Genomic DNA, 25149 nt, shown 5'->3' on the forward strand with positions numbered 1-25149 from the left:
TGACGTGCTGTACCGGAACGGCAACTACCAGCAACTTCGTTGTGCGGCAGAGGCAGATTAGCGCTGTTCAAGCCGGTTCACGTTGGCGGCCCATGCTCTTTTCACGACAACCAAGCGAATTTGAATAAACAGTGAATCTGATAGTGGGAATTCATACCTTAGCCGACACATTCTGACCTGCAAATTCGCTATTGCTTATTGGCAATTATGTTTATGCGCTTATTCCATTCAGCACTCAGGCGAAGGCAATGATGATCGGGCCGCAAACGGCCAGCAATACATTGGAAACGGCATAGCAAACCGTAAAACCGATGACGGGCGTATTACTGCCGGATTGTTCGATGATCTTGTTCATCGAGGCGGCCTCGGTCTGTGCGCCGGCCAGTGCACCGAACAGGATCATCGGGTGCAGGCGCAGGATGTAGCGCCCGAAAAACAGCGTCACCAAGGGCGGGATGAGGGTTACCAGGGCGCCGGCGATCAGCAAGTCCAGGCCTTGTTCCTTGATGGCCGTCAACGCCGCCGGCCCCGCCAGCAGGCCGATCACGGCGCCGAAGGCCGTCAGGCCGAACTCGGAGAAGGCCCACTGCGCCGCCGGGGGCAGGGCGCCGAGTTCGGGGTGCCGCGAGTTGTACCAACCAATCAGCAGCCCGGCCAGCAGGATGCCCCCACCGACACCCAGCTCCACCGGGATCATGCCGATATGGGTGGAGAGCAGCCCGGCCAGCGACCCCACGACCAGGCCCATGGCGTGCAGGGCAATGTCGCTGCGGTAGCTCGTTTCGCGGATACGGCCCAGCTGCAGGGCCAACGCCTCGACGCTGCTGGCGCGCCCGGTCAGGCTGATGACATCGCCACGGCGCAGCACCGTTTCGGGCAACAGCGGCAGCGCCAGGCCCTGGCGGGTGATGCCGGTGAGAAAGCAGCCCATGCGCTCCGCGCCGGTCAGCGCCGCTTTCACCTGATGCAGGGTGCGCCCGGCCAGGCGCCGGTTGGTCAGCACGATGTCGGCGCTGCGGGTGGGAAAGGACAGGCTGTCGGGGTGGTCGATCTCCGGCCCGATCCAGTCATGCAGGTTGCTTACCGCCTCGCGCAGGGCATAGATGCCGAGAATGTCGCCCTTCACCAGCACCTGCGCAGGGTCGCGGTCGAACACCTTGCTGCCACGGGTGATGCGCTCGACGCTCAACGATGGGTGCAGGGCTTCGACATCGGCCACGCTCAGGCCGATGGCGGTGGCCGCGTTCAGGCGATGGGCGCGCACCACGATGCGGGTGTAGGGGATGCTGATGGCATCTTCGTCGCGTTCAATCCCCAGTTCACGCTCCAGCGCCTGGGCGCTGGTGCGCAGGTCGACGCCGAGCAGGCGCGGTGCCAGGCTGCCGACGAAGACGATCAGGCCGACCGTGCCGAACACATAGGTGATGGCGTAGGCCACGGCCATGTGGCTGTTGAGGGTGGCCTTGGCCGCTTCGTCCAACGGCAACTGGGCGATGGCGCTGCTGGCGGTGCCCATGATCGCGGTGTCGGTCAGGGCGCCGGCGCCAAGGCCTGCCGTGAAGCCTGCGTCGAAGCCGTAGAAGGCATTCATGGCCAGGATCACCGCCAGTGCGGTGGCGCACAGCACCACCGACAGCAGCACCAGCTTGAGCGTGCCGCGGTTGAGGCTGCCGAAGAATTCCGGGCCGCTCTTGAAGCCGACCGCATAGATGAACAGCGCGAAGAACACCGACTTGAGTTCGTGCGGCACCTGCAGGCCGACCTGGCCGATCAGCAACCCCATCAACAAGGCCCCGGCCACTGAGCCGAGGTGAAAGCTGCCCAGCTTCACGCGGCCCAGCACGATGCCCAGGGCGATGGCGAGAAACACGGCGATTTCCGGGTTGGCGCGCAAGGCGCCCACAAGCAGGTCCATGTTCCAGTGCTTCCTCGCTGCGGACCTGCTTGAGTATGCGCACAAACGCGGCGCTGGCCACGGTTGTCAGCAAATGTTCAGGCAGGCGCTAGCGCAGTCGCAGCACACGGTCCAGCGACCAGGCGCCGCCGCCGCGGGCGATCAGCAACAGCAGCAGCCCGGCCCACGACAGGTGGGTCGGCCAGGCGTCGGGGTAGACGAACACCTCGATCACGGTGGTCATGCCCAGCAGGGCCAGGGCCGACAACCGGGTGCACAGGCCCAGCACCAGCAGCAGCGGGAACAGGTGCTCGGCGTAGGTTGCAAGGTGCGCCGCCAACCACGGCGAAACCAGCGGCAGGGCGTATTCGGTCTGGAACAGGTCGTAGGTGCTGGGGGTGATGCTCAGCAGGCCCTCGACCTTGGTGCGGCCGGACATGAAGAACACCGAGGCGATGCCCAGCCGCGCCACCAGGCACAGCACGCTGTCGGTCAGCCAGCCTTGCAGGTGCTCGGCCAGGCTGTTCCAGCGCTGGCGCAGGCTGTGGGTGGGGGCGTTGGAGCGCAGAGTTTCCATGGCCGTTACCTTCAGGCGAATGTGAGGGGGCGAAAGGCCTTGGCTTGCAGCAGCCGGCCGAGCAGGCCGCTGAAGTCCAGGTCGGGTTGGCATTGCTGGGCGAGTTGCGAGGCCTCTTGCAGTGAGTGGCCTGCGGCGCAGGCGTCGAGGAAGGCGCAGGCGCCGATTTCCAGGGGTTGATGGCTGACGCCGTCGCAGTCGCCGCTCAACAGGGCGCCTTCGGCGACCCAGGGCTGCTCGGGCGACCACGGCAAGCCTTCGCGGCTGACGCGCCACAGGCTGTAGGCCGGGTGCGCGGCGAACCACTGCCAGCGCACGCTGCGCCGGGGCGCCAGGTGGCCCCGGGCGAGGTCGGCGGCGGTCATGCCGGCCAGCTCGGCCAAGGTCAGGCAGGGGTCTTGCTCGGCGCTGAAGACTGCGCACCAGTGCCAGTCCAGGCGCGCGACGTCGGCCAGGTACGGCAGGTCGTGGCTGGCCTGCAGCGCTTGCAGGAAGTCGGGAAAGGCTTCGCCGTAGTGGATCAACCGGGGGTCGTGCGGCGGCGATTGCTGCGCATAGGCGCTGGCCACCTCCTGCATCCAGCCAGGGCCGACCAGCGTCTCGATGCTGGGGAAGTTGGCGCGCAGCGCCTCGACACAACCGCTGAGCACGGTATTGCGATAGACCGCGAACGCCGCTTGCCCGGTGAGGCTGGCCAGAGCCGGGGCAGGGCGCTGCTGCAGCGCTTCGATGAAAGCGTCCTGGAATTGGCCGAGGGACAGGTTCATGGCAAGGCTCCTGCGCGGGCAAGTGTGGCTTGGGCGATGGCGCGCTCGGCCAGCAGGTCGGCGAACGCGGGGACGTTGCCGTCGCGCTCGATCAAGGTCGGGCGCGGGCCGATGCGGCTGATCAGCTGGCGATACAGCGCCCATACGGGTTCGGCGATGGCCGCGTCGTGGGAGTCGATCAGCAGCGCCGCCTGTTGGTCCTGGCTGTGCCCGGCAAGGTGCACTTCGCTGATGGCCTGGGCCGGGAAACGGTCCAGATAAGCAGCCGCGTCGTAGCCCAGGTTGTGCGCACTGACGTGCACGTTGTTGACGTCCAGCAGCAGCGTGCAGCCGGTGCGGCGTACCAGTTCGTCGAGAAAATCGATTTCGTCCCAGTCATGGCCTTCGAGGTGCAGGTAGTGGCTGGGGTTTTCCAGGGCAATGCTGCGCCCCAGGGCATCCTGGGTGCGCAGGACATTTTCGCTGATGCGGTTCAAGGCTTCATGGCTGCGCGGAAACGGCAGCAGGTCGGGGTGGTACTGGCCACGCCAGGTGGACCAGGCCAGGTGCTCGGACACCAGCACCGGCCCAACCCGCTCGATCAGTGCGCGCAGGCGGCGCAGGTGGCCGGCATCCGGTTCGGCGTCGGCCGCCAGTGACAGCGCCACGCCGTGCAGCGACAGGGCATGGCGCTCGGCCATGCGTTCCAGCCAGGCCAGGCGCGGCCCGCCGACCATGTAGTTTTCCGGGTGCACCTCGTACCACAGGCCTTCGGCATCGCATGCCAGGGCCTGGGCATAGTGCTCGGCCTTGAGCCCGAGCCCGGCGCCGAGGGGGTTGTTCCGGTTCATGGTCGGCGGCCTCCACTCAGGACTTGGCTGGGGTCAGCGAGCCCATGCCGTTGGGGGTCTTGATAGAGGTGCAGGTGCCGGCCGGGACGTTCTTCCAGTGCATGGCGTCGTAGTCTTTCTTGGCGCTGCCCGCGCAGGTGGTGCCGGCGCCGGCCTTGCAGTCGTTCTGGCCGGCCATGGCGACGCCGTAGCATTTTTCCATGGCAGCACCGGTGCTCGGGGCCGTGGCGGCAACGGCGACACCGGCCAGCGAAGCGAGGGCCAGGGCCGCGGCGGAAAGGGCGAGGTTGTTCATGGTGATGACTCCAGGGTAAGGGGGCCGCGGCGAATTACCGGCGGCTCATCGAGTAGTTCGCGGGGTTTGCGGTTACGGTTACAGCGCCGCGAAAATTTTTTTTTCGCCGCCAGGCCAATCTCTCGGTGCGCTTGGCGCAGCGTCTATGGTTGGATAAAAAGAAATGCTTCCAAGGTGTAACCCTGGCGCGCCATGCAACGAACTAACTCACAAGACCTGCTCCGTGCACGCGAGACGCACCTGCAAGCGCTGCTGCTGCGCGGCCTGGCGGGCGATGCGCGGGCGTACCAGGCGTTTCTCGCGGCGCTGGCTGCGCACCTGCGCGGGTTTCTGCGGCGGCGCCTGGCACAGCGCCCGGCCGAAGTCGAAGACCTGCTCCAGGAGGTGCTGCTGGCCGTGCACAACGCCCGCGACACCTACCAGCCGCAGCAGCCGCTGACCGCCTGGGTGCAGGCCATCGCCCGCTACAAGCTGGTCGATTACCTGCGCCGCTACGGCCAGCGCGAGGCGCGGCACGACAGCCTGGAGGAGGACAGCGAGCTGTTCGCCGCCAGTGACGAAGCACCCGCCGAGGCCCGTCGCGACCTCGGCAAACTGCTGGGGCAATTGCCTGAGCGCCAGCGCCTGCCGATCGTCCACGTCAAGCTCGAGGGCTTGTCGGTGGAAGAAACCGCGCGGATCACCGGGCTGTCCAGCTCGGCGGTCAAGGTGGGCATACACCGTGGGCTCAAGGCCCTGGCCAGGCGGATTCGAGGTGGTAACGACGATGAAGACCGATGAACTGATTGCCCTGCTGGCCAGCGGGGAAGGGCCGGTAGACCGGCATGTGGCGGCCCGCCGCCTGGGCCGGGCGCTGCTGCTCGGCATGCTCGGCGCGCTGCTGCTGGCGGCGACCCTGTACGGGGTGCGCAGCGACCTGGCCGAGGTGGCGCGCACGCCCTTGTTCTGGGCCAAGCTGGCGCTGCCGGGCAGCCTTGCGCTGCTCGGGCTGTGGCTGACCCAGCGGCTGGCCAGGCCCGGGGTGCAGGGCGGCGCCCTGTGGGGCCTGCTGGGGGTGCCGTTGCTGCTGGTGTGGCTGGGTGCGGCCATCAGCCTGGCCGGCGCCCCGGTCGATGCCCGCGCCGAGTTGATCTTCGGGCGCACCTGGCGCACCTGCGCGCTGAACATCACGCTGCTCTCGGCGCCGCTGTTGGTCGCCGTGTTCTGGGCCTTGCGCGGCCTTGCGCCCACACGCCTGCGCCAGGCCGGCGCGGCCGGCGGCCTGCTGGCGGGGGCGACGGCGACGCTGGCCTACTGCGTGCACTGCCCGGAGATGCAAGTGCCGTTCTGGGGCGTGTGGTACCTGCTGGGCATGCTGCTGCCCACCGCCCTGGGCGCGGCGCTGGGCCCGCGCCTGCTACGCTGGTAGAACTGCGGGGAGTTTTTCCGCTAGAATGCCGCCCGGGTGCTAGCTGCATGAAGCAGTGAAGCAGGTTAAACAGCTACGCAGGTCGGGCCGCCTTGCGGGAGTGCTTGCGCCCATGCAAAAACATGTCTTGCCCCGTGCCCAGCGAATCGCCCAGCGCGCGTTCGCCAATCTAGAGCGTTTCCTGCATATCGAGGCGGTCAGTGGCATCGTCCTGCTGATCGCTGCCGTGGCGGCCCTGATCTGGGCGAATTCGCCCGCAGCCGACAGCTACGATGCCCTCTGGCATGCCCCGGTGACCTTCGGCATCGGTTCGATGGTGTTCTCCCAATCCCTGCACTTCTGGGTCAACGATGGCCTGATGACCATCTTCTTCCTGGTGGTCGGCATGGAAATCCGCCGTGAAATCCACGAAGGCGCGCTGTCGAGCCTGCGCCAGGCCACGCTGCCGATGGCCGCGGCGGTCGGCGGGGTGGTGGTGCCCGCGCTGATCTACCTGGCGTTCAGCCATGCGCCCGCCGAACAGCAAGGCTGGGCGGTGCCCACCGCCACCGACATTGCCTTCGCGGTCGGGGTGCTGGCCTTGCTCGGCAAGTCGATCCCCTCGAACGTGCGGGTGTTCCTGCTGGCCCTGGCGATCATCGATGACATCATCGCCGTGCTGATCATTGCCTTCTTCTACACCGGCGGCCTGGATTACAGCGGCCTGGCGGTGGCCGGCGTCGGCCTGCTGCTGGTGCTCGGCCTGCAGAAGATCGGCATCGGCTCGGCCTACGCCTACGTGGTGCCTGGCGCCATCGTCTGGCTCGGCGTGCTGATGACCGGCGCCCACCCAACCCTGGCCGGCGTGATCCTCGGCCTGATGACGCCGGTCCGTTCGATGCCCCTGGGCCAGCGCCCGGTGGAGGCGATTTCCCGCGTGACCGACGAACTGCTGGGCCGCGCCCAGGAAAGCGACAGCAGCAGCCTGAACCACCCGTTGAAGCAGCTGCGCCTGGCCCAGCGCGAGCTGGTTCCGCCGGTGACACGCGTGCAAACCAGCCTGCACCCGTGGGTGGCCTACGGCATCATGCCTGTGTTCGCCCTGGCCAACGCCGGGGTGAGCCTGGCCGGGGTCGACCTGTCCGCGCCCGGGCCTTACTGGGTGATGGTTGCCGTGGCGGTGGCGCTGGTGCTGGGCAAGCCGGTGGGCATCGTCCTGGTCAGCTGGCTGATGGTGCGCCTGGGCTGGGGTGCGCTGCCGGCGGGGGTGACCTGGCGCAGCGTCACCTTGATCGGCCTGTTGGCGGGTATCGGCTTCACCATGTCGATCTTCATCGCCAACCTGGCCTTCGCCGACCCAGCCGCCCTGGGCGCCGCCAAGCTCGGCGTGCTGTCGGGCTCGGTGATCGCCGCGGTGCTGGGCCTGGCGTGGGGCACCCTGAGCCTGCGCAAGGCAAGCAAGGCCGTGCACGCCGAAGCGAGTTGACCGGCACCCAACGCAGTCAGGCAAAAAAAAGCGACGCTCAGGCGTCGCTTTTTTTATTCAGTGCGCTTGCTCCAGGCGCCGCTTGCGTGGGGCCGGCACGTCGCCATGGCCGTCGTCCTCCGCCAGCACCGGCACCTCGTTGCCGTCGCAGTCGAACAGCTTGCCATCGCGGAAGAAGTCACCGTCATTGAGCCCGGCGATATCGCGGTAGCGCAGGGTGCGCTCGCTGGCGGCGACGAACACCGACTGCTGGTCGGAGTTGCCGGTGCGCATGTGGTTGAACAGCAGGTTGAGCAGGATCGCCATGATCGCCGCCGAGCTGATGCCGGAGTGGAAGATGGTTTCGACCCAGGCCGGGAAGTGGTGGTAGAACCCAGGGGCGGCGATCGGGACCATGCCGAAGCCGATCGAGGTGGCGACGATGATCAGGTTCATGTTGTTGCGGTAGTCCACCTGGGACAGGGTGCGGATACCACTGGCCGCCACGGTGCCGAACAGCACCACGCCGGCACCCCCGAGCACCGAGGTGGGCACGGCTGCAATCAGCCGGCCCATCACCGGCAGCAAGCCCAGGGTCAGCAGGATCAGCCCGGCGCTCGCCACCACATAGCGGCTCTTCACGCCGGTGACGGCCACCAGGCCGACGTTCTGGGCAAAGGCGCTCTGGGTGAACGAGCCGGCGAAGGGCGCCAGCACGCTGGAGATCATGTCGGCACGCAGGCCATTGCCCAGGCGCCTTGAGTCGACCTTGGTGCCGATGATCTCGCCCACGGCGAGAATGTCGGCCGAGGTTTCGACCATGGTCACCACGATCACGATCAGCATCGACAGGATCGCCGCCAGCTCGAAATGCGGCGCGCCCAGCGGCAGCACCTGAGGCAGCGCGACGATCGGGCCTTGCCAGACTTGGGAGAAGTCCGTCATGCCGAAGGCGGTGGCCACCAGCGTACCGATCACCATCGCCAGCAGGATCGACAGGCGCGAGATGCTGGCGTTGCCGAGCTTGCTGAGCAGCAGCACGGTGGCCAGGGTGAAGGCTGCCAGGGCGATGTTGGAGGTGCTGCCAAAATCGGCCGCCTGGCTGTTGCCGCCCATGGCCCAGCGCGCCGTCACCGGCATCAGGGTCAGGCCGATGGTGGTGATGACGATGCCCGTCACCAGCGGCGGGAAGAACTTGATGATGCGCGAGAACAGCGGCGTTATCAGCAGGCCGATCAGCGACGCGACGATCACCGCGCCGAACACCGAAGCCAGGCCGCCACGGCCATCGCTGCCGATGATCGCGACCATGGTCGCCACCCCCGCAAAGGACACACCCTGCACCAGCGGCAGCTGGCAGCCGAAGAAGGGGATGCCCAGGGTCTGCAGCAAGGTGGCCAGGCCACCGGCGAACAGCGAGGCGGCGATCAGCAGGCCGATTTCGGCAGGGGTGAGGCCCGCTGCCTGGCCGATGATCAGCGGAACGGCAACAATGCCACCATACATCGTCAGCACATGCTGAAGCCCATAGGCCACGTTGGCACTGACGCCGAGGTTCTCGTCTTCCGGACGAGGTGTAGCGGGAGAAGTCATGGTGAGTAGCTCGCTTTTTTTATATTTGATGCGTCTAACAGCACGGTCTCAGTCGCGGTGGGTGAAGCGGGGTAGCAGATACGGGCAGGCCGTTGCCTCAAGGCGACGGGCAACGGCCTGGGTGGGTTACTCGCCGATCACCAGTTGGTGTGCCAGCTGGTTGTGGCGCTCCAGCACGCGCGGCAGGTCGACGGTGGTGATGCGGCCGTCCTTGACCACCACGCGGCCGTTGATGACGCTGGTGTCGACGTGGGTCGGGGTGCAGAACACCAGCGCGGCCAGCGGGTCGTGCAGGGCACCGGCATAGGCCACGTGGTTGAGGTTGAAGGCCACCAGGTCTGCGACCATGCCCGGGGCGAGGGCGCCGATGTCGTTGCGGTTGAGCACCTTGGCGCCGCCCAGGGTGGCGATTTCCAGGGCTTCGCGCGCGGTCATGGCGTCGGGGCCGAAGCCGACCCGCTGCAGCAGCAGCGCCTGGCGCACTTCGCCGATCATGCTGGCGCCGTCGTTGGAGGCCGAGCCGTCCACGCCCAGGCCCACCGGCACGCCGTGGTCGCGCATCTTGCGGATCGGCGCGATGCCCGAGGCCAGGCGCATGTTCGAGCACGGGCAGTGGGCCACGCCGGTGCCGGTGCGGGCGAACAGTTCGATGCCGTGCTGGTCGAGCTGCACGCAGTGGGCGTGCCACACATCGTGGCCGACCCAGCCCAGGTCCTCGGCGTATTCGGCGGGGGTCATGCCGAACTTTTCGCGGCTGTAGGCGATGTCGTTGACGTTCTCCGCCAGGTGGGTGTGCAGCGACACGCCGTAATGGCGCGCCAGCACCGCCGCTTCGCGCATCAGGTCACGGCTGACCGAGAACGGCGAGCACGGCGCCACCACCACGCGCAGCATCGAGCCGTGGCTGGCGTCGTGGTAGTCCTCGATCAGGCGCTGGGATTCCTTGAGGATCGCGCTTTCCTTCTCCACCACCGAATCCGGCGGCAGGCCGCCCTGGCTCTGGCCCACGCTCATGCTGCCGCGCGCGGCATGGAAGCGCATGCCGATTTCTTCGGCGGCATGGATGCTGTCGTCGAGCTTGCAGCCGTTGGGGTAGATGTACAGGTGATCGCTGGAGGTGGTGCAGCCGGAGAGGATCAGCTCGGCCATGGCGGTCTGGGTCGATACCGAGATCATTTCCGGGGTCAGCCGGGCCCAGATCGGGTACAGGTTGGTCAGCCAGTTGAACAGCTCGCCATCCTGCGCCGCCGGCACCACGCGGGTGAGGCTCTGGTACATGTGGTGGTGGGTGTTGACCAGGCCTGGGATGACCACCTTGCCGGTCATGTCGAGGATTTCGTCGGCGTGCTGGGGCAGCTCGTCGCTGGGGCCGACCTGCTTGATCAGGTTGTCTTCGATGTACAGGCCGCCGCGTCTGATTTCGCGGCGTTCGCCGTCCATCGTAACCAGCAGTTCGGCGTTTTTGATCAGTAATGTCTTGGGCATAGGTGTTCCATTCCCGCGTGGGGTTCTGGTTGCAATTGAAGGTTTGCAGACACCCGGTTTTCGATTAGAGCCAAACCCTAGAAACCAGGCGCTGATCAGGGTTGGTCAGAGCAACGGCGCACGCGTCGACGGCGCCTGGGCACAGTGGCTCGGCGTGGGGCGACGGGGGGAGTGGCGGCTCGGTGAAACAGCGGCGAATGCGGTGCTTCGCGCAGCGGGCTCGGGCGGGGCGAGCAGGTAGGGGTAATGCATGGCTTTAGCCTGTCGCAATACGCAGCGGCGATTACCGCTGTCGTAGGCGTGGGCTAATGTAACCAGAATTGTATTTTTTTGTATACGAAAAATTCGACCCTTGGGCGGTGGTTGCAGCACCCACCCCTTTTGCTGTGGGAGCCGGCTTGCCGGCGATAGGGCCGGTGCAGGCCCCATCGCCGGCAAGCCGGCTCCCACAAGGGTGGTGCTACGCCGCTTCGAGCGTGCGCGGCGCCATGAAGTACAACCACACCAGCGCCACGAAATACACCGCCGGAATCAGGGTGAACAGCACCGCATAGTTGTTGTGGGTAAGCGTCAGCACGCTCCCGACGATCTGCGTCATGAACATCCCCCCCACCGCCGCGCACATGCTGCCGAAACCGAACACCGTGCTCACCAGGTGCTTGGGCGTGTAGTCCATCAGCAGGCTCCAGATGTTCGCCGTCCAGGCCTGGTGCGCGCCCACTGCCACGGCAATCGCCAGCACCGCCAGCCACAGGCCGCTGGCGTGGGCGGCGAAGGTGACGCTGACGATGGTGCAGGCGAACAGCAGCATCGACACCAGCCGCGCGCGGGTGGCGCGCATGCCACGGCCAATCAGCCACGACGACAGGATGCCGCCGCCGATGCTGCCAAAATCCGCAGTCAGCCAGATCAGGATCAGCGGGATACCCATCTGGGTCACGCTGATGCCCAGGTCATACTGCTGGTTGAGAAACGGCGGCAGCCAGTACAGGTAGAACCAGAATACCGGCGCGGTGATCGCGAACGCCACGGCAAAGGCCCAGGTGCCGCGCATGCGCAGGATGCGGGTGAATGGCACGCGCACCGCTTCGGGCTCCACCTCCTGCTGGATGTAGGCGAGTTCGCTCTGGCGCACATGGGGGTGGTCCTCGGGGTTGTAGTACTTAAGCCCCCACAGCACCACCCAGGCAAGGCCCAGGCAGCCCATGGCGATGAACGCCGCCTGCCAGCCCCAGGCCGCCAGGATCACCGGCAGCAGCGCCGGGGTGATCATCGCGCCGACGTTGGTGCCGGCGTTGAACAGCCCGGTGGCGATGGCCCGCTCGCCGGCCGGGAACCACAGGCGCGTGGTCTTCACGCAGGCCGGGTAGTTGGCCGCCTCGGTCAGGCCGAGGATGAAGCGGCAGACCATGAACCCTGCAGCCGACGTGGCCAGGCCATGGGCACCGGTGGCCAGGCTCCAGAGCAGCACCGCGACGAAGAACGCGCGCTTGACCCCGACCTTGTCGATCAACCGGCCTTGCAGCAGGAAACCGATGGCATAGCCCACCTGGAACCAGAAGTTGATGTTGGCGTAGTCCATCGCCGTCCAGCTCATGGCCTTGGCCAGCATCGGCTGCATGATGCCCAGGGCGGCGCGGTCGATGTAGTTCAGGGTGGTGGCGAAGAACACCAGGGCGAGCATGCCCCAGCGCGTCTTGCCGACGGCGAAGGCGCCGCGCATCTTGCTGCCGATGGAAGCCTGGGGCAGGGGGCTGTCGATTTTCGAGGGCGTCATGGGCGTGTTTCTTGAATTTCTTGAAATTGTAGTGAGCGGCTGGTGGCTGCGGCCAGGTTCGGGGCAGGCGGGCGCGCAACGCCAGGGAATGGTGAGCAGCGCAGGCTCGAGCGTCAATGCAAGGTTGCGGGCAACGGTTCGATTATCGAACGGCATTGCTCATCCACGCCTTAAATGCACGATATTTCCCAACTGATGGGAATCGAGTTTCACCCTTTGGGAAAACACTGTGCACCATGACGCACCTAGGAGGCACACATGACCTACAACAGCCCCACCGACCGCCTGCTGCAAATTCTCGTTGCCCTTGGGCAAGCCGATGAGGCGGTGGCGGCCAAGGAGCTCAGCCTGCAGCTGGCGCAACCCTTGAGCAGCACCTACCGGCACTTGAAGACCTTGCTGCGCTGGGGCCTGGCCGAGGACAACGGCTACGGCCGCTACCTGCCAGGGCCGGCCTGCCTGCAACTGGCGAAAAAGTTCGACCGCCAGGCACTGCTGGTGTCGCAGGCGCTGCCCGAGCTCAAGCGCCTGGCCGAGCTGAGCCGTGAAAGTGTCGCCTTGATGGTGCCGAGCAACGGCCAGGCCATTTGCATCGAAATGATCGACAGCCCGCAGCCGCTGCGCTGCTGCTACCAGAAGGGCCTGGCCCAACCCCTGCTGGTGGGGGCTTCGGCGCGAGTGCTGCTGGCCCACATGGAGCCCGAGCGCAGCCAGGCGTTGCTCCACGAACAGGGCGTGGATGGCGCAGGCATTGCCCAGTACGCGGACAGCTTCGAGGCCATCCGCGCCCAGGGCTTTGCCGTCAGCCTGAGCGAAATCGATGACGGGGTGTGGGGCGTCAGCGCACCGGTGCTCGACAGCCGCAACCGCCTGCACGGGGCTATCAGCCTGATGGCGCCGGCCTTCCGTGCGCAGAAGAACAGCGAGCGCCTGACCCACTGGACCTGCGAAGTCGCCTTGCGCGTCGGTGCGCGGCTGGACTGAATCACACCTGGAGTTCTTATGACAGACCCTCTTTCCCTGCCGGTCTGGCAGGGTCGTATCGACGCGGCCGAAGGCGGCCTGGCCTTGCGCTGGCACCAATGGGTGCAGCCCTGGTCGGCCGAGCAAGCCCCAGGTTTTGCCCTGGTGGGCCTGGCCTGCGATGAAGGCGTGAGCCGCAACCAGGGCCGCACCGGCGCCCGGCAAGGCCCGCAGGCCCTGCGCAAGGCGCTGGCCAACCTGGCCTGGTGCGGCCAGCGCCCGGTCTATGACAGCGGCGATATCGCCTGCCAGGGCACCGACCTTGAAGGCGCGCAACACGCCTATGCCCAGCGCGTGGCGCTGCTGCTTGGCCAAGGGCACCTGCCGCTGGGCCTGGGTGGCGGGCATGAAATCGCCTATGCCAGCTTTCTGGGCCTGGCCCGCCACCTGCAAGGCCTGGAGCAACGCCCGCGCATCGGCATCGTGAATTTCGATGCGCATTTCGACCTGCGCAGCGCCGAGCAGAGCAGCTCCGGCACGCCGTTTCGGCAAATCGCCGAGTACTGCGAGCAAGCCGGGCTGGCGTTTGACTATTGCTGCCTGGGCGTGAGCGAAGCCAACAACACCCAGGCCTTGTTCGAACAGGCGCGGCGCCTGAACGTGCGCTACCGCCTCGACCGGCAGATGCAGCCGTGGAACATCGCGGCCATCGAAGCCTTCGTCGATCAATTCCTGGCGGGCATCGACCATCTGTACATGACGATCTGCCTCGACGTGCTCCCGGCCAGCCAGGCCCCTGGCGTCAGTGCGCCTTCGGCCCACGGCGTCGACCTGATGGTGGTCGAGCACCTGGTTCGGCGCGCCAAGGCCTGCGGCAAGTTGCGCATGGCCGATGTGGCCGAGCTGAACCCCGCGCTCGACCAGGATTCGCGCACGGCAAGGATTGCCGCGCGGCTGCTGGCGAGCCTGGTCGACTGACCCCACTCCCTCTCTCTCTACGTATAAAAACAAGAGTATTTCCCATGCTGACGCTTAAACTCGATGCATTGACCACCGTCGCCCTGGCGCTATTGCTGCTGGCCATGGGCGCGCAACTGAAAAAGCACAGTTACTGGCTGCGCCAGCTCTGCGTCCCGGCCCCGGTGATCGGCGGCTTCGGTTTTGCCCTGGTGGTGTGGTTGCTGCGCAACCAGCAGTGGCTGGACATCACCCTCGACACCGCCATGCAAACGCCGTTGATGGTGGCCTTCTTCACCACCGTCGGCCTGGGCGGCAGCCTTGGCCTGCTGCGCCAGGGCGGCAAGATCCTGTTCGTCTACCTGGGCGCCTGCTGGGGGTTGGCGCTGCTGCAGAACCTGGTGGGCGTGGGGATGGCCAAGGCGCTGGGGATCGACCCGCTGCTAGGCATCATGGCCGGCGCGGTCTCGCTTGAAGGCGGCTTTGGCGCAGCGGCTGCATTCGGCCCCATCGCCGAGAGCTTGGGCACTTCCGGTGCGACCACCGCGGCACTGGCTTCGGCCACCTTCGGCATGGTCGCCGGCGGCCTGCTGGGCAGCCCGGTGGCGCGCTACCTGATCGACCGCAAGAAACTCGCCGTGCAGGCCGACAGCGCCGACACCCTGGTAGCGCTGGAAAGAGCCCACGAAGCGCCGAGCGTTGCCATCGACGCCAAGGTGCTGCTGCGCCTGCTCACCTGCATGCTGGTGATCATGGTGTTGGGCTTCTGGATTGGCGATGCGCTGAAGGCGCACCTGGGCATCGTTTTGCCGGTGTATGTCGGCGCCATGTTCGTCGCGATCATTGCGCGCAACTTCAATGACCGTGCGCGCTTGATCGAGATCCCGGACAACGCGGTCAGCACCTTGGGCGACATCAGCCTGGGCATGTTCCTGACCATGGCCATGATGAGCCTGAAGTTCTGGGAGCTGGAACAGCTGGGCCTGCCGTTGCTGGTGATCCTGGTGGTGCAGGTGCTGATCATGGTGGCGCTGTGCGTGTTCGTGCTGTTTCGCCTGTTCGGCGGCAACTACGACGCCGCGGTGCTGTGCGCAGGCTACATGGGCCATGGCCTGGGGGCGACGCCCAACGCGGTGGCCAACATGGGGGCCATCTGCGACCACTACAAGGTGTTCTCCTACAAGGCCTTCATCATCGTGCCGCTGTGCGGTGCGGTGCTGATCGACATCGTCGCCTTGCCGGTGATCACCTGGTTCATCAACGCCTTCAGCTGATTCAAAGCAGCGCCTGCCGCCCAGGCGCTGCTGCATCGAACCTGCCGTACCTCAGCCGGGCTGAGCGGCCAGGCTGTTGCTGACGTTACGCCCCAGCACCAGCACCGTGACGAAGCCCACGCCCACCAGCGCCGTGGCCAGGCTCAGCAGCATCGCGCTGCCGAACTGGTCGACGATGCGCCCGCCGAAGAACGAGCCCAGGGCGATGATTACCTGGAACATCGCGACGAACAGCGGCATGCCGCGTTCCACGTCCTTGGGCGCCACCACGAACATCCAGATGCTGGCGCAGGCCGGGAAGGCGCCGAAGGCGAAGCCCCAGAGCGCGATCAGCATGGCCGCGCCCGTGAGGCTGGTGGCGAAGTAGGGGAACAGCGCGGTGCTGATGGCGATCAGCAGTGCCACCAGCATCAAGGTGTAGCGCACGCTCTGGTTGGCGGCAAAGCCGGCGAACAGGTTGCCGATGACCCCGGCCACGCCGTACAGCAGCAGCAACGAGCCGATGGTCGGCCCATCGAAGCCTGCGCTTTGCTTGAAGAACGGCGCCACGTAGGTGTAGGCGGCAAAGTGCGCCAGGCCGATCAGCAGCACGGCAATCAGGCCAACCCGCGCCAGTGGGTTGATGAACAGCGCCGGCAGGTCACTGATGCGGATGGCCTTGTCCGGGTTGAGCCGCGGCAGCAGCAGTACCTGCGCCAGCAACACCGGGATGCCCAGCAGGGCGGTGACCAGGAAGGTCATGCGCCAGCCCATCAGGCCGCTCAGCCAGGTGCCCACGGGCACGCCCAGCACCGTGGCCAGGGTCACCCCGACCATGATGATCGAGGTGGCCTGGGCCACGCCCACGCCCTTGGGCGCCAGGCGCCCGCTCAGGGCAATGGCCGTGGCCCAGAAGCCGCCGATGCTGATGCCCAGCAGCACACGGCCGAACAGCAGCAGGCTGAAGTCGCTGGCGTAGGCCACCACCGCGTTGGCGATGATCATGATCAGCGTCAGGCCGATCAGCAGGTAGCGCCGGTCCATGGCGCCGATGCCCACCGACAGCAATGGGGCGGCGAGGGCGGCCATGATGCCCGGCAGGGTCACCATCAGGCCGGCGTGGCCGGCACTGATGCCCAGGTCGCTGGCCACATCGTTGAGCACGCCCACCGGGAGGAATTCGCTGGTGACCAGGGCGAAGGCGCCCACGGCCACCGAGAGAATCGCCAGCCACTGCTGTTTGACGCTTTGTTGGTTATGTTCGGGAAGGCCGTGAGAGGCCTGGCTGTCGCTTGGCATGGTGCAGGTTCCAAGGGGTATGTCGCCTGGGGCAGGCGAGGGGAAGGGAGAAAATTGAAGGCGATTATAAAAGTCGGTTTCGCCAACCTCACAGGCGGCCGGCTCGATAGTAATCATCAGTGCTATCGATAAGTCGCTCTAGGACGAGCGCTTGCGGCCATCAGGGCGCGGCTGTGCCGGCGTTCGATGAGGGCCTGTCGGCCACCAGTTTGTAGGCGACATAGTACTTGTAGATGTTGCCCACGTAATCCACGGTTTCCCGCCCGACCACCTGGGCCGCTGCCTGTTCGACATTGCCGAACCAGATGTTCTTGTCGAGCCCGGACTGCTCGGCCAGCGCCCGGAACTTGCGCAGGTTGCCGGGGCCGGCGTTATAGGCGGCGAAGGTCATCAGGGTCTTGTTCATCTCCGTCAACTGCGGGTCGTTCAGGTATTTGTCCGCGAGCAGGCGCATGTACTTGCTGCCGGCTTCGATGTTCTTGTCGGCGCTCTTGTCGATGCCGCTGATGGCCACCGTCGGGTCCATGGCGGTCTTGGGCAGCAACTGCATGACGCCGACGGCGCCGCGGGGGCTGTGCGCCTTCTGGTCGAGCTGCGACTCCTGGAAGCCCTGGGCCATGAGCATCAGGTAATCGAACCCGTAGGTACTGGCGTGGCGGCTGAACACCGCCACCATCTCCTGGAACTTCTTCAATTGCGCTTCTGAGGTGGCGTTGAGTACCCGTTTGCTGCTGTTGGTGACGTATTTGTTTTTAAGGCTGTTGCCGAAGGCGGTGCCGACCTTGTGGGTTTTCACGAATTCGGCCAGTTGGCTTTTCAATTGCGGGCTGCCCTTGCGAATGGCCCAGGCAAATTCTGAGTTGTCGTGCAGCACGATCGCCTCGTGTATTTGCATGTCGGTGTACAGCGGCGCCCAGATCCTGGCCAGGTAGCGGTCGACCACCGTGGCCTTGAGCAGCCCGGCGTTGACCATCTGCATCAGGTCTTCGGACTCCAGGTTTTCGTCAGCCGCCTTCAGCTCGATCGGCGCAATGCCCTTTGCCTTGAACGCGGCGTTCAGTGCCTGCAGATGCTCGTAGTAACTGCTCGACGCCCTGACGGTGATTGCCAGGCCAGACAAGTCCTCGAGTTTTTCCAGCGCCTTGGTGCCGGGTGCGGTGACCAGGATTTCCGGGATGTTCACGGCAAAGGGGTCGGCAAAGTCTACGTTCTCAAGCCGCCCCTGCGTCACGGTCAGGCCACCGGCGGCGATATCGCCCACGCCTTCATTGAGCTTGCTCATCAATTCATTGCGCGCAGTAGGGATGAACATCACCCGCCATTGCATGGACTTGCGGGCATAGGGCTGGGTCTTGTTCAGCCAGGCCTCCAGCCCCTTGCCCAGCTCATAGCTCAGGCCGCGCTGACGGCCGCGGTCCAGTTCGAAGAAGGTCTTGCTGTAGGGCACCAGCACGCGGATCAGCCGGCGCTCGCGCATGCCTTCGAAATCCCCGGCCCAGCTCTCGGGGATGGGCAGCACCAGGCGCTGCACTTCGGCTTTTTCGGCGGGCGTCAGCTCTACGGCGGGCAGCTCCGGTTGCGTGGCTGCCAAGGCGATGTTCAGCCAGCAAAGCAGGCTCAACAAGGCCAACTTGTGAACGCAAGGCCAGGCGATGTTCATGTTCGCGCACCGGAAGGGGCAGGGGAACGGGGCGTCTTTGAGTATGGCAAAGGCTGGGTCTTTTACCCCCGCAGGGGTTTCGAAATATTTTGAACAGATTTTTTACATCAATTGTTATAACGTTACGAAGCGCGTTGCAGAGGACCGTGAACCCGGGGGGCACGGCACGCAGCGCCCGGTACTTCCTGGAGTCTTCATGAGCGTCGATCTGGACACCGAGGCAATAGACCTCGATGGGTTGCCCCGTTTTCAGCGTTCGCCGGTGCACACGCGCTGGCTGGTGTCGCTGACCTATCTATCGGCGGCTGCCGCCCTGCTGTTGTGCTTGCTGCAAGGCGCTGTCGGGCTGTTCAGCCCGAACACTTGCTGGCTGGCCTTGTTGGCCGTCAATGCCGCCGCGCTGTGGCTGCTGGCTGCGGCGGCGCAGTCGGCCTGGTGGGTGGCGAGCTGGCGTGCCACGGCCCTGGGCAAGGCGCCCGCGGCGCTGGCGTTCTGGTGCGGCGCCGAGGTGGCGGCGGCCGAGCCTGGCTCGCTCAGCCGCTACGACCGCTGGTGCCAGGCGATGGCGGCGGCTTGCCGGCGGCAACTGGGCAGGATCGGCCCGCAGCGGCTGTGGCTGTTTGGCCTGGCCGGGCTGGCGATGGGCTTGGTGAACAGTGCCTGGCGCTTCGATTTTGCCGTGCCGGCGTTGGCTGGCCAGGTGACCTGGTTTGCCGTCTGCCTGCTGGCCGCATCCGCGTTCGGCCTGGTGGTGCTCGAACGCCACCTGGTGGCCGAAGGCGAGGCGGCATGGCCCGAGGCCGAGCCGCTTGCTGCCTTCATTCGGGTGGTCATCGCCGTGCAGGTGCTGAGCATCGTGTGCCTGGTGTGCATCGATGGCGAACGCCTGTGGCCGGCGCGGCTGGCGGCCTTGATCGGCCTGTTGCCGGGGCTGGCGGCGCTGGAGCTGCTGCTGCGCACCGGGTTGTCGATGTTCCGCCCGCAGCGCCCGCGTGCAGAGCCGACCCTGGTGGCCCGCAGCGTGGTGGGCGGCCTGCTGCAATGGCCGCCCCGGCCAATGGCGGCGCTGCACAGCGAACTGCAGCAGCGCCTGGGTATCGACCTGCGTCAGGTCTGGGCGTTTTCGTTCATGCGCCGGGCGTTCCTGCCGGTGGCGTTGCTGGTGGCGCTGGTCGGCTGGCTGCTGACCGGCATCGTCGAGGTGCCGATGAACGGGCGCGGGGTGTACGAACGCTTCGGCAAGCCCGTGCAGGTGTACGCACCGGGGCTGCATGCCGGCCTGCCTTGGCCCTTTGGCAAGGTGCTGAAGGTCGACAACAGCGTCATCCACGAGCTGGCCACCTCGGGCGCCGATAGCAGCGCAGACCCACTGGCGGCCGCCGAGGGGCCGGCACCCGGCACCTCCAACCGGCTGTGGGATGCCACCCACCTGAGCGAGAACTCGCAGGTGATCGCCGGCAGCGAGGGCGGCCGCCAAGGGTTCCAGATCGTCAACATGGATGTGCGTTTCATCTACCGCATCGGCATGAGCGACGCGGCGGCGCTGGCCGCCACCTACCACAGCGCCGACGTCGCGCAACTGCTGCGCAGCACTGCCAACCGCGTGCTGGTTCATGACTTTGCCGGCCGTTCGCTGGATGGCTTGCTGGGCGCCGAACGTGAAGCGCTCGGCCGCGACATCGGCCGCGCAGTGCAGGCAGACCTGGACCGCATGGACAGTGGCGTGGAACTGCTGGCGACCTCGGTGGAGGCGATCCACCCGCCTGCCGGCGCCGCCAATGCCTACCACGCCGTGCAGGCGGCGCAGATCACGGCCCAGGCGCTGATCGCCCGCGACCGCGGGCAGGCCGCGCAGCAGGCCAGCCAGGCCCGCCTCACCGCCACCGGGCTGACCGACCAGGCCACGGCCCAGGCCCACGAGACAGCCACCGGCGCCAGCATCGCCGCGCTGCGCTTTGCCGCCGAGCGCACCGCCTGGCAGCAGGCCGGCCAGGCTTTCATCCTCGAGCAGTACCTGGACAAGTTGTCGCAAGGGATGGCCGGGGTGAGCAGCCTGATCATCGACCACCGCCTGACGGCGGGCCAGGCACCCACGCTGGACCTGCGCAGCTATGCGCTGCCGGTCGACCCCACCCCGCAAAAATCCGTATCTGGACGTAGCCAGGAGCGTAACCTTTGAGCGCCAACACCCCCCACGCCCACCACCATCACGCTTCCCACGACCACGACCACGACCACGGTCACCATCACCATGATCACGCCCACACCCCAGGCCACGCCCGCCCGGCCTGGCGCCGCATCGGCGTGGCGGCGCTGCTGGTACTGGTGATGGCCGCGACGGCCTGTTTCGTCCAGGTCCGTGTCGGCGAGGCAACGGTCATCACCCGTTTCGGCAACCCTTCGCGGGTGCTCACCGAACCCGGCCTGGCCTGGCGCTGGCCGGTGCCCTTCGAGGCCGCGGTGCCGGTAGACCTGCGCCTGCGCACCACCTCCAGCGGCCTGCAGGACGTGGGCACCCGCGATGGCCTGCGCATCATCGTGCAGGCCTACATCGCCTGGCAGGTAGCGCCCGACGCGCAGAGCATCCAGCTGTTCATGCGGGCGGTGCAGAACCAGCCCGACGAGGCGGCGCGGCAGATCCGCACGCTGGTGGGGTCGGCGCTGGAAACCACCGCCAGCGGTTTCGAGCTGGGCGACCTGGTCAATGTCGAGGCGAACAAGGTGCGCATCGATGACTTCGAGCAGCGCCTGCGCGAGCAGATCGAGCAGCAGCTGATCAAGACCTATGGCGTGCGCGTGGTGCAGGTGGGGATCGAGCGCCTGACCCTGCCCAAGGTCACCCTCGATGCCACCGTCGACCGCATGCGTGCCGAGCGCGAAACCATCGCCACCGAGCGCACCGCCGAAGGCAAGCGCAAGGCCGCCGAAATCCAGTCCGCTGCCGAGCGCGACGCCAGGATCGTGGAGGCCGATGCCAACGTGAAGGCCGCCCAGATACAGGCGCAGTCGCAAGTCCAGGCCGCGGACATCTACGCCAAGGCCTATGCCGGCGCGCCCGAGCTGTACACCCTGCTGCGCTCGCTCGACACGCTGGGCTCGATCATCAACCCCAGCACGCGCCTGGTGCTCAGGACCGATGCCGCGCCGTTCCGCGCCCTGGTCGACGGGCCGCTGCTGCCACCAACCAGCGGAGGCGAACATGGCCACAAGTGAGCGCCGCGCTGGCCCCTGGTTGCAGGCCGGGCGTATCGGCTTCATTGCGCTGTACGCGGTGACGCTGCTGGCGGCGCTGGGCTGGCTGTTCGGCAATGTGCGCGAGGTGGGGCCGCAGAACCGCGCCGTGGTGCTGCGCCTGGGCGCTGAACAGCGCATCCAGAATGCCGGCCTGTTGCTGGCCTGGCCGCAGCCGTTCGAGCAGGTGGTGATGCTGCCATCGGCGGGGCGTGTGACCGAGCGGCGGGTCGAGCTGCTGCTGCGCTCGGCGCTTGCGCAGAAGTCCGACAAGGACGGCACCCTGGCCAGCGATGCCACGGCAGGTTCCGGCTACTTGCTGACCGGCGACGCCGGGGCCGTGCAGCTGGACGTGCGGGTGTTCTACAGCGTCACCGACCCCTATGCCTTCGCCCGCCAGGGGGCGCATGTGGAGCCCGCCCTGGACCGCCTGGTGGAGCGCAATGCGGTGCAGGTATGCGCCTCGCGCGACATGGATGCCATCCTGGTGGCACGCCCCGAGCTGGTTGGCGGCGACGCGCAGCTGGCCGAGCGCCGCGAGCGCCTGCGCGGTGACCTGCAGCAGGGCGTCAATGCCAGCCTCGCACGGCTGCAGGCGGCTGGCGCCGGCCTTGGCATCGAGGTGGTGCGGGTCGATATCCAGTCGTCGTTGCCCTGGTCGGCGGTCGGCGCCTTCAACGCGGTGCTCACCGCCAGCCAGCAGGCCGAACAGGCCGTGGCCAAGGCCCGCAACGACGCCGCCCGGCGCCTGCAGGAGGCCACCCAGGCGGCCGACCGCACCTTGCAGATGGCCGAGGCGGCGGCGACCGAGCGGCTGTCCCGCGCCCATGCCGACACCGCCACGATCGTCGGCCTGAGCCAGCAGCAGGATCCGCAGCTGCTGCTGCGCCTGTACCGCGAGCGGGTGCCGGCGATCCTGGCCCGCGCAGGCTCGGTCACCACCGTCAATGGCGAGGACACGGGGCGGATGATCCTGCAGGGGCCCAAGCCATGAGCATGCACCTTGCTGCACCTGAACGTTCGGCTCACCCACCTTGCTGGAGGTACTCGCGATGAGTGCTCATCATTGCCATGGGCATCAGCATGCCCACACCCACCTCACCTCCGGCTTGCTGACCCAGAGCGAGCGGCGTACCGCCGCCCGCCAGCTGAGCCTGGCCATGCTGGCCCTGGGGCTTTTGGCCCTGGGGCTGGTGTGGCGCTGGCTGGCCCCGGAGCAGGAGGGCGTCAGTCAGTTGCTGCTGGGCGCGGCCTCGCTGCTGGTGGCCGTGCCGGTGCTGCGCTCGGCCTGGCACAGCCTGCGCCAACCCAGCCTGCACGGCATCACCGACCAACTGATCGGCCTGGCCATGCTCGGCGCCTGGGCAACCGGGGATCTCGCCACCGCGGCGCTGCTGCCGATCATCATGATCTTCGGCCACATGCTCGAAGAGCGCAGCGTGCTGGGCTCGCAAGAGGCCATCGAGGCGCTGGGGCGGCTGACGCGCAGCCACGCGCGGCGGATCGGCGCCGATGGCCAGATCGAGGAAGTGGATAACGCCAGCCTTGCGCCGGGCGACCAGGTGGAGGTGCGCGCCGGTGACCGGGTGCCGGCCGATGGCCGCGTCCTCGACGGCCAGGCCAGCCTGGACACCGCGCCGATCACCGGCGAGGCGGTGCCGCTGGAGGTGGCCAAGGGCATGGACATCTATGGCGGTTCGATCAACCTCGACGGGCTGTTGCGGGTGGAGATTACCCGCGTCGGCGACGATTCCACGCTGGGCAAGGTCATCGCCCTGATGCAACGCGCCGAGCAGGCCAAGCCGCCGATCACCCGGCTGCTCGAACGCCATGCCGGGCGCTACCTGGTGCTGGTGTTGCTGATTGCCGCCGTGACCTGGTTCATCACCAGCGACGCCCAGGCCATGCTCGCCGTGCTGGTGGCCGCCTGCCCCTGCGCCCTGGTGCTGGCCGCGCCGGCAACGGCGGTGGCGGGGATTGCCGTGGCCGCCCGGCATGGCATTTTGATCCGCGGCTCGGCCTTCCTTGAAGAGTTGGCCGACCTGTCTTCGCTGGTGATCGACAAGACCGGCACGCTGACCTACGGCGAGCTGCGCCTGCACAGCGTGGTCGGCCTTGCGCAGGGTGCCTCGCAGCCTGCAGCCCTGCGCCTGGCCGCCAGCCTCGGCGCGGCCAGCAGCCACCCGGTGAGCCGCGCCTTGGCGGCCCTGGTGCCCCATGACCAACATCTACCCATGGCCGAGATTCACGAGCGCCAGGGCTTCGGCGTCGTCGCAAGCACCGCCGAGGGCGATGCGGCGCTGGGGCGCCCGGAGCTGTTCCGGCAATTGGGGCTGAATGTGCCCGCCGTGCCCGACCACGATGGCCCCATCGCCGGGCTGGCGCTGAACGGCCGCTTCCTGGCCTGGCTGCTGCTGGCCGACAACGTGCGCGCCGAATCGGCCGAGGCCATGCAGCAGTTGCGCGAGCTGGGCCTGCAGCGCCAGCTGCTGCTGACCGGCGATCGCCGCCGCGTGGCCGAGGCCATTGCCGCGCAGGTCGGCATCAGCCGGGTGGTGGCCGAGGCGTTGCCGGAAGACAAGCTGCGGCAGGTGAACCAGGAACTCGAGGTCGGCTTCCGCCCCCTGGTGGTGGGCGATGGCATCAACGATTCGCTGGCACTCAAGGCCGGTGTGGTCGGGGTGGCGATGGGGGCGGGCGGTGCCGACATCGCGCTGGCGGCGGCGGATATCGTGCTGATCAATGGTGACTTGCGCCGGCTGGGCACCTGTATTCGGCTGAGCCGGGAATGCCGGCGCACGCTGCAGGTGAACGTGCTGATCGGGCTGGGCTGGACGCTGGCGATCGTGCTGGCGGCCGCCTTCGGCCTGCTCGGCGCGGCCGGGGCCATGGTGGCGGCGCTGTTGCACAACCTCAGTACGTTGTTGGTGCTGACCAATGCCGGGCGCTTGTTGCGCTATGACGAGCGGCTCGTGGGGGAGGCCATGTCGTCACGCACTCAACAGATAGAGGCGGGTTAGGACCGTGGGAGCCAGGTACATTTAGCGCGCCGACGAAGTGTGAATGCGTGCCCTTGGAATTGACCTTTTCATATCAGGCGAGTAGCGTAGATGGTTGCCGGGGCCCTTCAAATATGAAGGGCCTTTTAGTTGTGGACCCGCCCAGCCCATGAAGAAAGTTAAACTCGACAGAGCCAATCGCGCCATTCTTGAACAACTGCAGAATAATGCGCGCATCAGTAATCTTGAACTGGCCGAGAAAATAAGTTTGTCCCCCAGTGCCTGCCTGCAACGGACCAAGGCGCTCGAGGAAGCGGGCTATATCAGGCAGTACATGGCTTCGATCGACCTGGACCAGATAACTTACAATGTCATGGCCTACGTGATGTTCAGCCTGAGGGATCATGCCGCCAACTTGAGGGCGGACTTCGAGCGGCGTATCCGCCAGCGCAAAGAGTTCGTCGACTGCCTGAAAGTGGACGGCGGTTATGACTATATTGCCTTGGCCACTTGCTCGACGGTTACCGACTTCAATCAGTTGTGTGAAACGCTGGTCGAAGAAGATAAAAACATCCTGAGAATTGCAAGCCATTTCATCCTTGACAAGACCAAGTGGTTTGCAGGCTATCCGCTGGACAGGCTGATGTGGCGAGACTAACGCACCACGCCTGAACAATCTGCGGGCGCCTGCCGCAAATACCGCAGTATCTGCGGCAG

At 66.6% G+C, this 25149-nt stretch carries 21 protein-coding genes; 11 read left to right on the forward strand and 10 right to left on the reverse strand.

Annotation, left to right across the window (positions count from 1 at the left end):
- Nucleotides 1-235: 235 nt before the first annotated feature.
- The 5 genes from aspT to B3E94_RS22135 all read right to left on the reverse strand — a co-directional run bounded on the left by aspT (nucleotide 236) and on the right by B3E94_RS22135 (nucleotide 4363).
- Nucleotides 236-1915: an aspartate-alanine antiporter gene (aspT, locus tag B3E94_RS22115; RefSeq protein WP_286915213.1), complete on the reverse strand. Its 1680-nt coding sequence runs from the start codon at nucleotides 1913-1915 to the stop codon at nucleotides 236-238.
- A gap of 88 nt (nucleotides 1916-2003) precedes the next feature.
- Nucleotides 2004-2471 carry a DoxX family protein gene (locus tag B3E94_RS22120; protein ID WP_286915214.1) on the reverse strand — a complete coding sequence of 156 codons (468 nt, stop codon included), beginning with the start codon at nucleotides 2469-2471 and terminating at the stop codon, nucleotides 2004-2006.
- 11 nt (nucleotides 2472-2482) lie between these two features.
- Complete coding sequence (locus B3E94_RS22125; RefSeq protein WP_286915215.1) at nucleotides 2483-3238, reverse strand: DNA-binding domain-containing protein; 756 nt, start codon at nucleotides 3236-3238, stop codon at nucleotides 2483-2485.
- Nucleotides 3235-4068, reverse strand: a complete 834-nt coding sequence (locus tag B3E94_RS22130; RefSeq protein ID WP_176515574.1) for a DUF692 domain-containing protein — start codon at nucleotides 4066-4068, stop codon at nucleotides 3235-3237. Before B3E94_RS22130 ends, B3E94_RS22125 begins: the two co-directional genes overlap by 4 nt.
- Nucleotides 4069-4084: 16 nt before the next feature.
- Complete coding sequence (locus B3E94_RS22135) at nucleotides 4085-4363, reverse strand: DUF2282 domain-containing protein (RefSeq protein ID WP_176515572.1); 279 nt, start codon at nucleotides 4361-4363, stop codon at nucleotides 4085-4087.
- A 192-nt stretch (nucleotides 4364-4555) separates the two neighbouring features.
- Here B3E94_RS22135 and B3E94_RS22140 point away from each other — a divergent pair, with 192 nt between their 5' ends.
- The 3 genes from B3E94_RS22140 (at nucleotide 4556) to nhaA (ending at nucleotide 7236) form a co-directional block, all read left to right on the forward strand.
- Nucleotides 4556-5143, forward strand: a complete 588-nt coding sequence (locus B3E94_RS22140) for a sigma-70 family RNA polymerase sigma factor (protein ID WP_176515570.1) — start codon at nucleotides 4556-4558, stop codon at nucleotides 5141-5143.
- Nucleotides 5130-5771: a DUF1109 domain-containing protein gene (locus B3E94_RS22145; protein WP_236237066.1), complete on the forward strand. Its 642-nt coding sequence runs from the start codon at nucleotides 5130-5132 to the stop codon at nucleotides 5769-5771. Before B3E94_RS22140 ends, B3E94_RS22145 begins: the two co-directional genes overlap by 14 nt.
- 112 nt (nucleotides 5772-5883) lie before the next feature.
- Complete coding sequence (gene nhaA, locus B3E94_RS22150) at nucleotides 5884-7236, forward strand: Na+/H+ antiporter NhaA (protein WP_286915216.1); 1353 nt, start codon at nucleotides 5884-5886, stop codon at nucleotides 7234-7236.
- A gap of 57 nt (nucleotides 7237-7293) precedes the next feature.
- Here the strand turns inward: nhaA and B3E94_RS22155 are convergent, their stop codons facing one another.
- The 3 genes from B3E94_RS22155 to B3E94_RS22165 all read right to left on the reverse strand — a co-directional run bounded on the left by B3E94_RS22155 (nucleotide 7294) and on the right by B3E94_RS22165 (nucleotide 12070).
- Nucleotides 7294-8808 (reverse strand): nucleobase:cation symporter-2 family protein, encoded by a 1515-nt coding sequence (locus B3E94_RS22155; protein ID WP_236237065.1) that lies wholly within the window; start codon nucleotides 8806-8808, stop codon nucleotides 7294-7296.
- Between the two features lie 126 nt (nucleotides 8809-8934).
- The gene (locus tag B3E94_RS22160) at nucleotides 8935-10293 is read right to left on the reverse strand and encodes an 8-oxoguanine deaminase (protein WP_176515564.1); all 1359 of its coding nucleotides are present in this window, start codon (nucleotides 10291-10293) and stop codon (nucleotides 8935-8937) included.
- Between the two features lie 460 nt (nucleotides 10294-10753).
- Nucleotides 10754-12070, reverse strand: coding sequence for an MFS transporter (locus B3E94_RS22165; protein ID WP_286915219.1), 1317 nt, complete (start codon nucleotides 12068-12070; stop codon nucleotides 10754-10756).
- 258 nt (nucleotides 12071-12328) lie between these two features.
- On the opposite strand from B3E94_RS22165, the gene B3E94_RS22170 reads away from it, so the two are divergent.
- The 3 genes from B3E94_RS22170 to gltS are packed head-to-tail and all read left to right on the forward strand — an operon-like array spanning nucleotide 12329 to nucleotide 15264.
- Entirely contained in the window at nucleotides 12329-13054 is a 726-nt protein-coding gene (locus tag B3E94_RS22170; protein WP_176514023.1) for an IclR family transcriptional regulator, read from the forward strand.
- Nucleotides 13055-13072: 18 nt separating this feature from the next.
- Entirely contained in the window at nucleotides 13073-14011 is a 939-nt protein-coding gene (gene hutG / locus B3E94_RS22175; protein WP_286915220.1) for a formimidoylglutamase, read from the forward strand.
- A gap of 44 nt (nucleotides 14012-14055) precedes the next feature.
- A complete protein-coding gene (gene gltS, locus B3E94_RS22180; RefSeq protein ID WP_286915221.1) occupies nucleotides 14056-15264 on the forward strand; it encodes a sodium/glutamate symporter in 1209 nt (402 codons plus the stop codon).
- 51 nt (nucleotides 15265-15315) lie between these two features.
- On the opposite strand, the gene B3E94_RS22185 is transcribed toward gltS, so the two are convergent.
- Nucleotides 15316-16542 (reverse strand): MFS transporter, encoded by a 1227-nt coding sequence (locus tag B3E94_RS22185; protein WP_176514017.1) that lies wholly within the window; start codon nucleotides 16540-16542, stop codon nucleotides 15316-15318.
- 160 nt (nucleotides 16543-16702) lie between these two features.
- Complete coding sequence (locus tag B3E94_RS22190) at nucleotides 16703-18202, reverse strand: lytic transglycosylase F (protein ID WP_286915222.1); 1500 nt, start codon at nucleotides 18200-18202, stop codon at nucleotides 16703-16705.
- Between the two features lie 196 nt (nucleotides 18203-18398).
- Here B3E94_RS22190 and hflK (B3E94_RS22195) point away from each other — a divergent pair, with 196 nt between their 5' ends.
- The 5 genes from hflK (B3E94_RS22195) to B3E94_RS22215 all read left to right on the forward strand — a co-directional run bounded on the left by hflK (B3E94_RS22195) (nucleotide 18399) and on the right by B3E94_RS22215 (nucleotide 25090).
- The gene (hflK, locus tag B3E94_RS22195) at nucleotides 18399-20381 is read left to right on the forward strand and encodes a protease modulator HflK (RefSeq protein WP_286915223.1); all 1983 of its coding nucleotides are present in this window, start codon (nucleotides 18399-18401) and stop codon (nucleotides 20379-20381) included.
- On the forward strand, nucleotides 20378-21415 hold the full coding sequence (hflC, locus tag B3E94_RS22200; protein ID WP_286915224.1) for a protease modulator HflC: 1038 nt from the start codon (nucleotides 20378-20380) through the stop codon (nucleotides 21413-21415). Before hflK (B3E94_RS22195) ends, hflC begins: the two co-directional genes overlap by 4 nt.
- Nucleotides 21402-22427 (forward strand): protease modulator HflK, encoded by a 1026-nt coding sequence (gene hflK, locus B3E94_RS22205; protein WP_176514011.1) that lies wholly within the window; start codon nucleotides 21402-21404, stop codon nucleotides 22425-22427. The genes hflC and hflK (B3E94_RS22205) overlap by 14 nt, the downstream gene beginning before the upstream one ends.
- A gap of 58 nt (nucleotides 22428-22485) precedes the next feature.
- On the forward strand, nucleotides 22486-24453 hold the full coding sequence (locus B3E94_RS22210; RefSeq protein ID WP_286915226.1) for a heavy metal translocating P-type ATPase: 1968 nt from the start codon (nucleotides 22486-22488) through the stop codon (nucleotides 24451-24453).
- Between the two features lie 148 nt (nucleotides 24454-24601).
- Nucleotides 24602-25090 carry an Lrp/AsnC family transcriptional regulator gene (locus B3E94_RS22215; protein ID WP_236237055.1) on the forward strand — a complete coding sequence of 163 codons (489 nt, stop codon included), beginning with the start codon at nucleotides 24602-24604 and terminating at the stop codon, nucleotides 25088-25090.
- The last annotated feature ends 59 nt before the right edge of the window (nucleotides 25091-25149 follow it).

Source organism: Pseudomonas sp. UBA6315 (genome assembly GCF_002438125.1).
Lineage (GTDB): Bacteria > Pseudomonadota > Gammaproteobacteria > Pseudomonadales > Pseudomonadaceae > Aquipseudomonas > Aquipseudomonas faucium.

Excerpts from the sequence above, each read along its gene's own strand:
- B3E94_RS22155 (WP_236237065.1), bottom strand. The coding sequence starts at position 8,808 with ATGACTTCTCCCGCTACACCTCGTCCGGAAGACGAGAACCTCGGCGTC.
- hflK (WP_286915223.1), top strand. The coding sequence starts at position 18,399 with ATGAGCGTCGATCTGGACACCGAGGCAATAGACCTCGATGGGTTGCCC.
- B3E94_RS22135 (WP_176515572.1), bottom strand. The coding sequence starts at position 4,363 with ATGAACAACCTCGCCCTTTCCGCCGCGGCCCTGGCCCTCGCTTCGCTG.
- B3E94_RS22130 (WP_176515574.1), bottom strand. The coding sequence starts at position 4,068 with ATGAACCGGAACAACCCCCTCGGCGCCGGGCTCGGGCTCAAGGCCGAG.
- B3E94_RS22210 (WP_286915226.1), top strand. The coding sequence starts at position 22,486 with ATGAGTGCTCATCATTGCCATGGGCATCAGCATGCCCACACCCACCTC.
- B3E94_RS22190 (WP_286915222.1), bottom strand. The coding sequence starts at position 18,202 with ATGAACATCGCCTGGCCTTGCGTTCACAAGTTGGCCTTGTTGAGCCTG.
- B3E94_RS22165 (WP_286915219.1), bottom strand. The coding sequence starts at position 12,070 with ATGACGCCCTCGAAAATCGACAGCCCCCTGCCCCAGGCTTCCATCGGC.
- B3E94_RS22170 (WP_176514023.1), top strand. The coding sequence starts at position 12,329 with ATGACCTACAACAGCCCCACCGACCGCCTGCTGCAAATTCTCGTTGCC.
- gltS (WP_286915221.1), top strand. The coding sequence starts at position 14,056 with ATGCTGACGCTTAAACTCGATGCATTGACCACCGTCGCCCTGGCGCTA.
- B3E94_RS22140 (WP_176515570.1), top strand. The coding sequence starts at position 4,556 with ATGCAACGAACTAACTCACAAGACCTGCTCCGTGCACGCGAGACGCAC.
- nhaA (WP_286915216.1), top strand. The coding sequence starts at position 5,884 with ATGCAAAAACATGTCTTGCCCCGTGCCCAGCGAATCGCCCAGCGCGCG.
- hutG (WP_286915220.1), top strand. The coding sequence starts at position 13,073 with ATGACAGACCCTCTTTCCCTGCCGGTCTGGCAGGGTCGTATCGACGCG.
- B3E94_RS22120 (WP_286915214.1), bottom strand. The coding sequence starts at position 2,471 with ATGGAAACTCTGCGCTCCAACGCCCCCACCCACAGCCTGCGCCAGCGC.
- B3E94_RS22160 (WP_176515564.1), bottom strand. The coding sequence starts at position 10,293 with ATGCCCAAGACATTACTGATCAAAAACGCCGAACTGCTGGTTACGATG.
- B3E94_RS22125 (WP_286915215.1), bottom strand. The coding sequence starts at position 3,238 with ATGAACCTGTCCCTCGGCCAATTCCAGGACGCTTTCATCGAAGCGCTG.
- hflK (WP_176514011.1), top strand. The coding sequence starts at position 21,402 with ATGGCCACAAGTGAGCGCCGCGCTGGCCCCTGGTTGCAGGCCGGGCGT.
- aspT (WP_286915213.1), bottom strand. The coding sequence starts at position 1,915 with ATGGACCTGCTTGTGGGCGCCTTGCGCGCCAACCCGGAAATCGCCGTG.
- B3E94_RS22215 (WP_236237055.1), top strand. The coding sequence starts at position 24,602 with ATGAAGAAAGTTAAACTCGACAGAGCCAATCGCGCCATTCTTGAACAA.
- B3E94_RS22185 (WP_176514017.1), bottom strand. The coding sequence starts at position 16,542 with ATGCCAAGCGACAGCCAGGCCTCTCACGGCCTTCCCGAACATAACCAA.
- B3E94_RS22145 (WP_236237066.1), top strand. The coding sequence starts at position 5,130 with ATGAAGACCGATGAACTGATTGCCCTGCTGGCCAGCGGGGAAGGGCCG.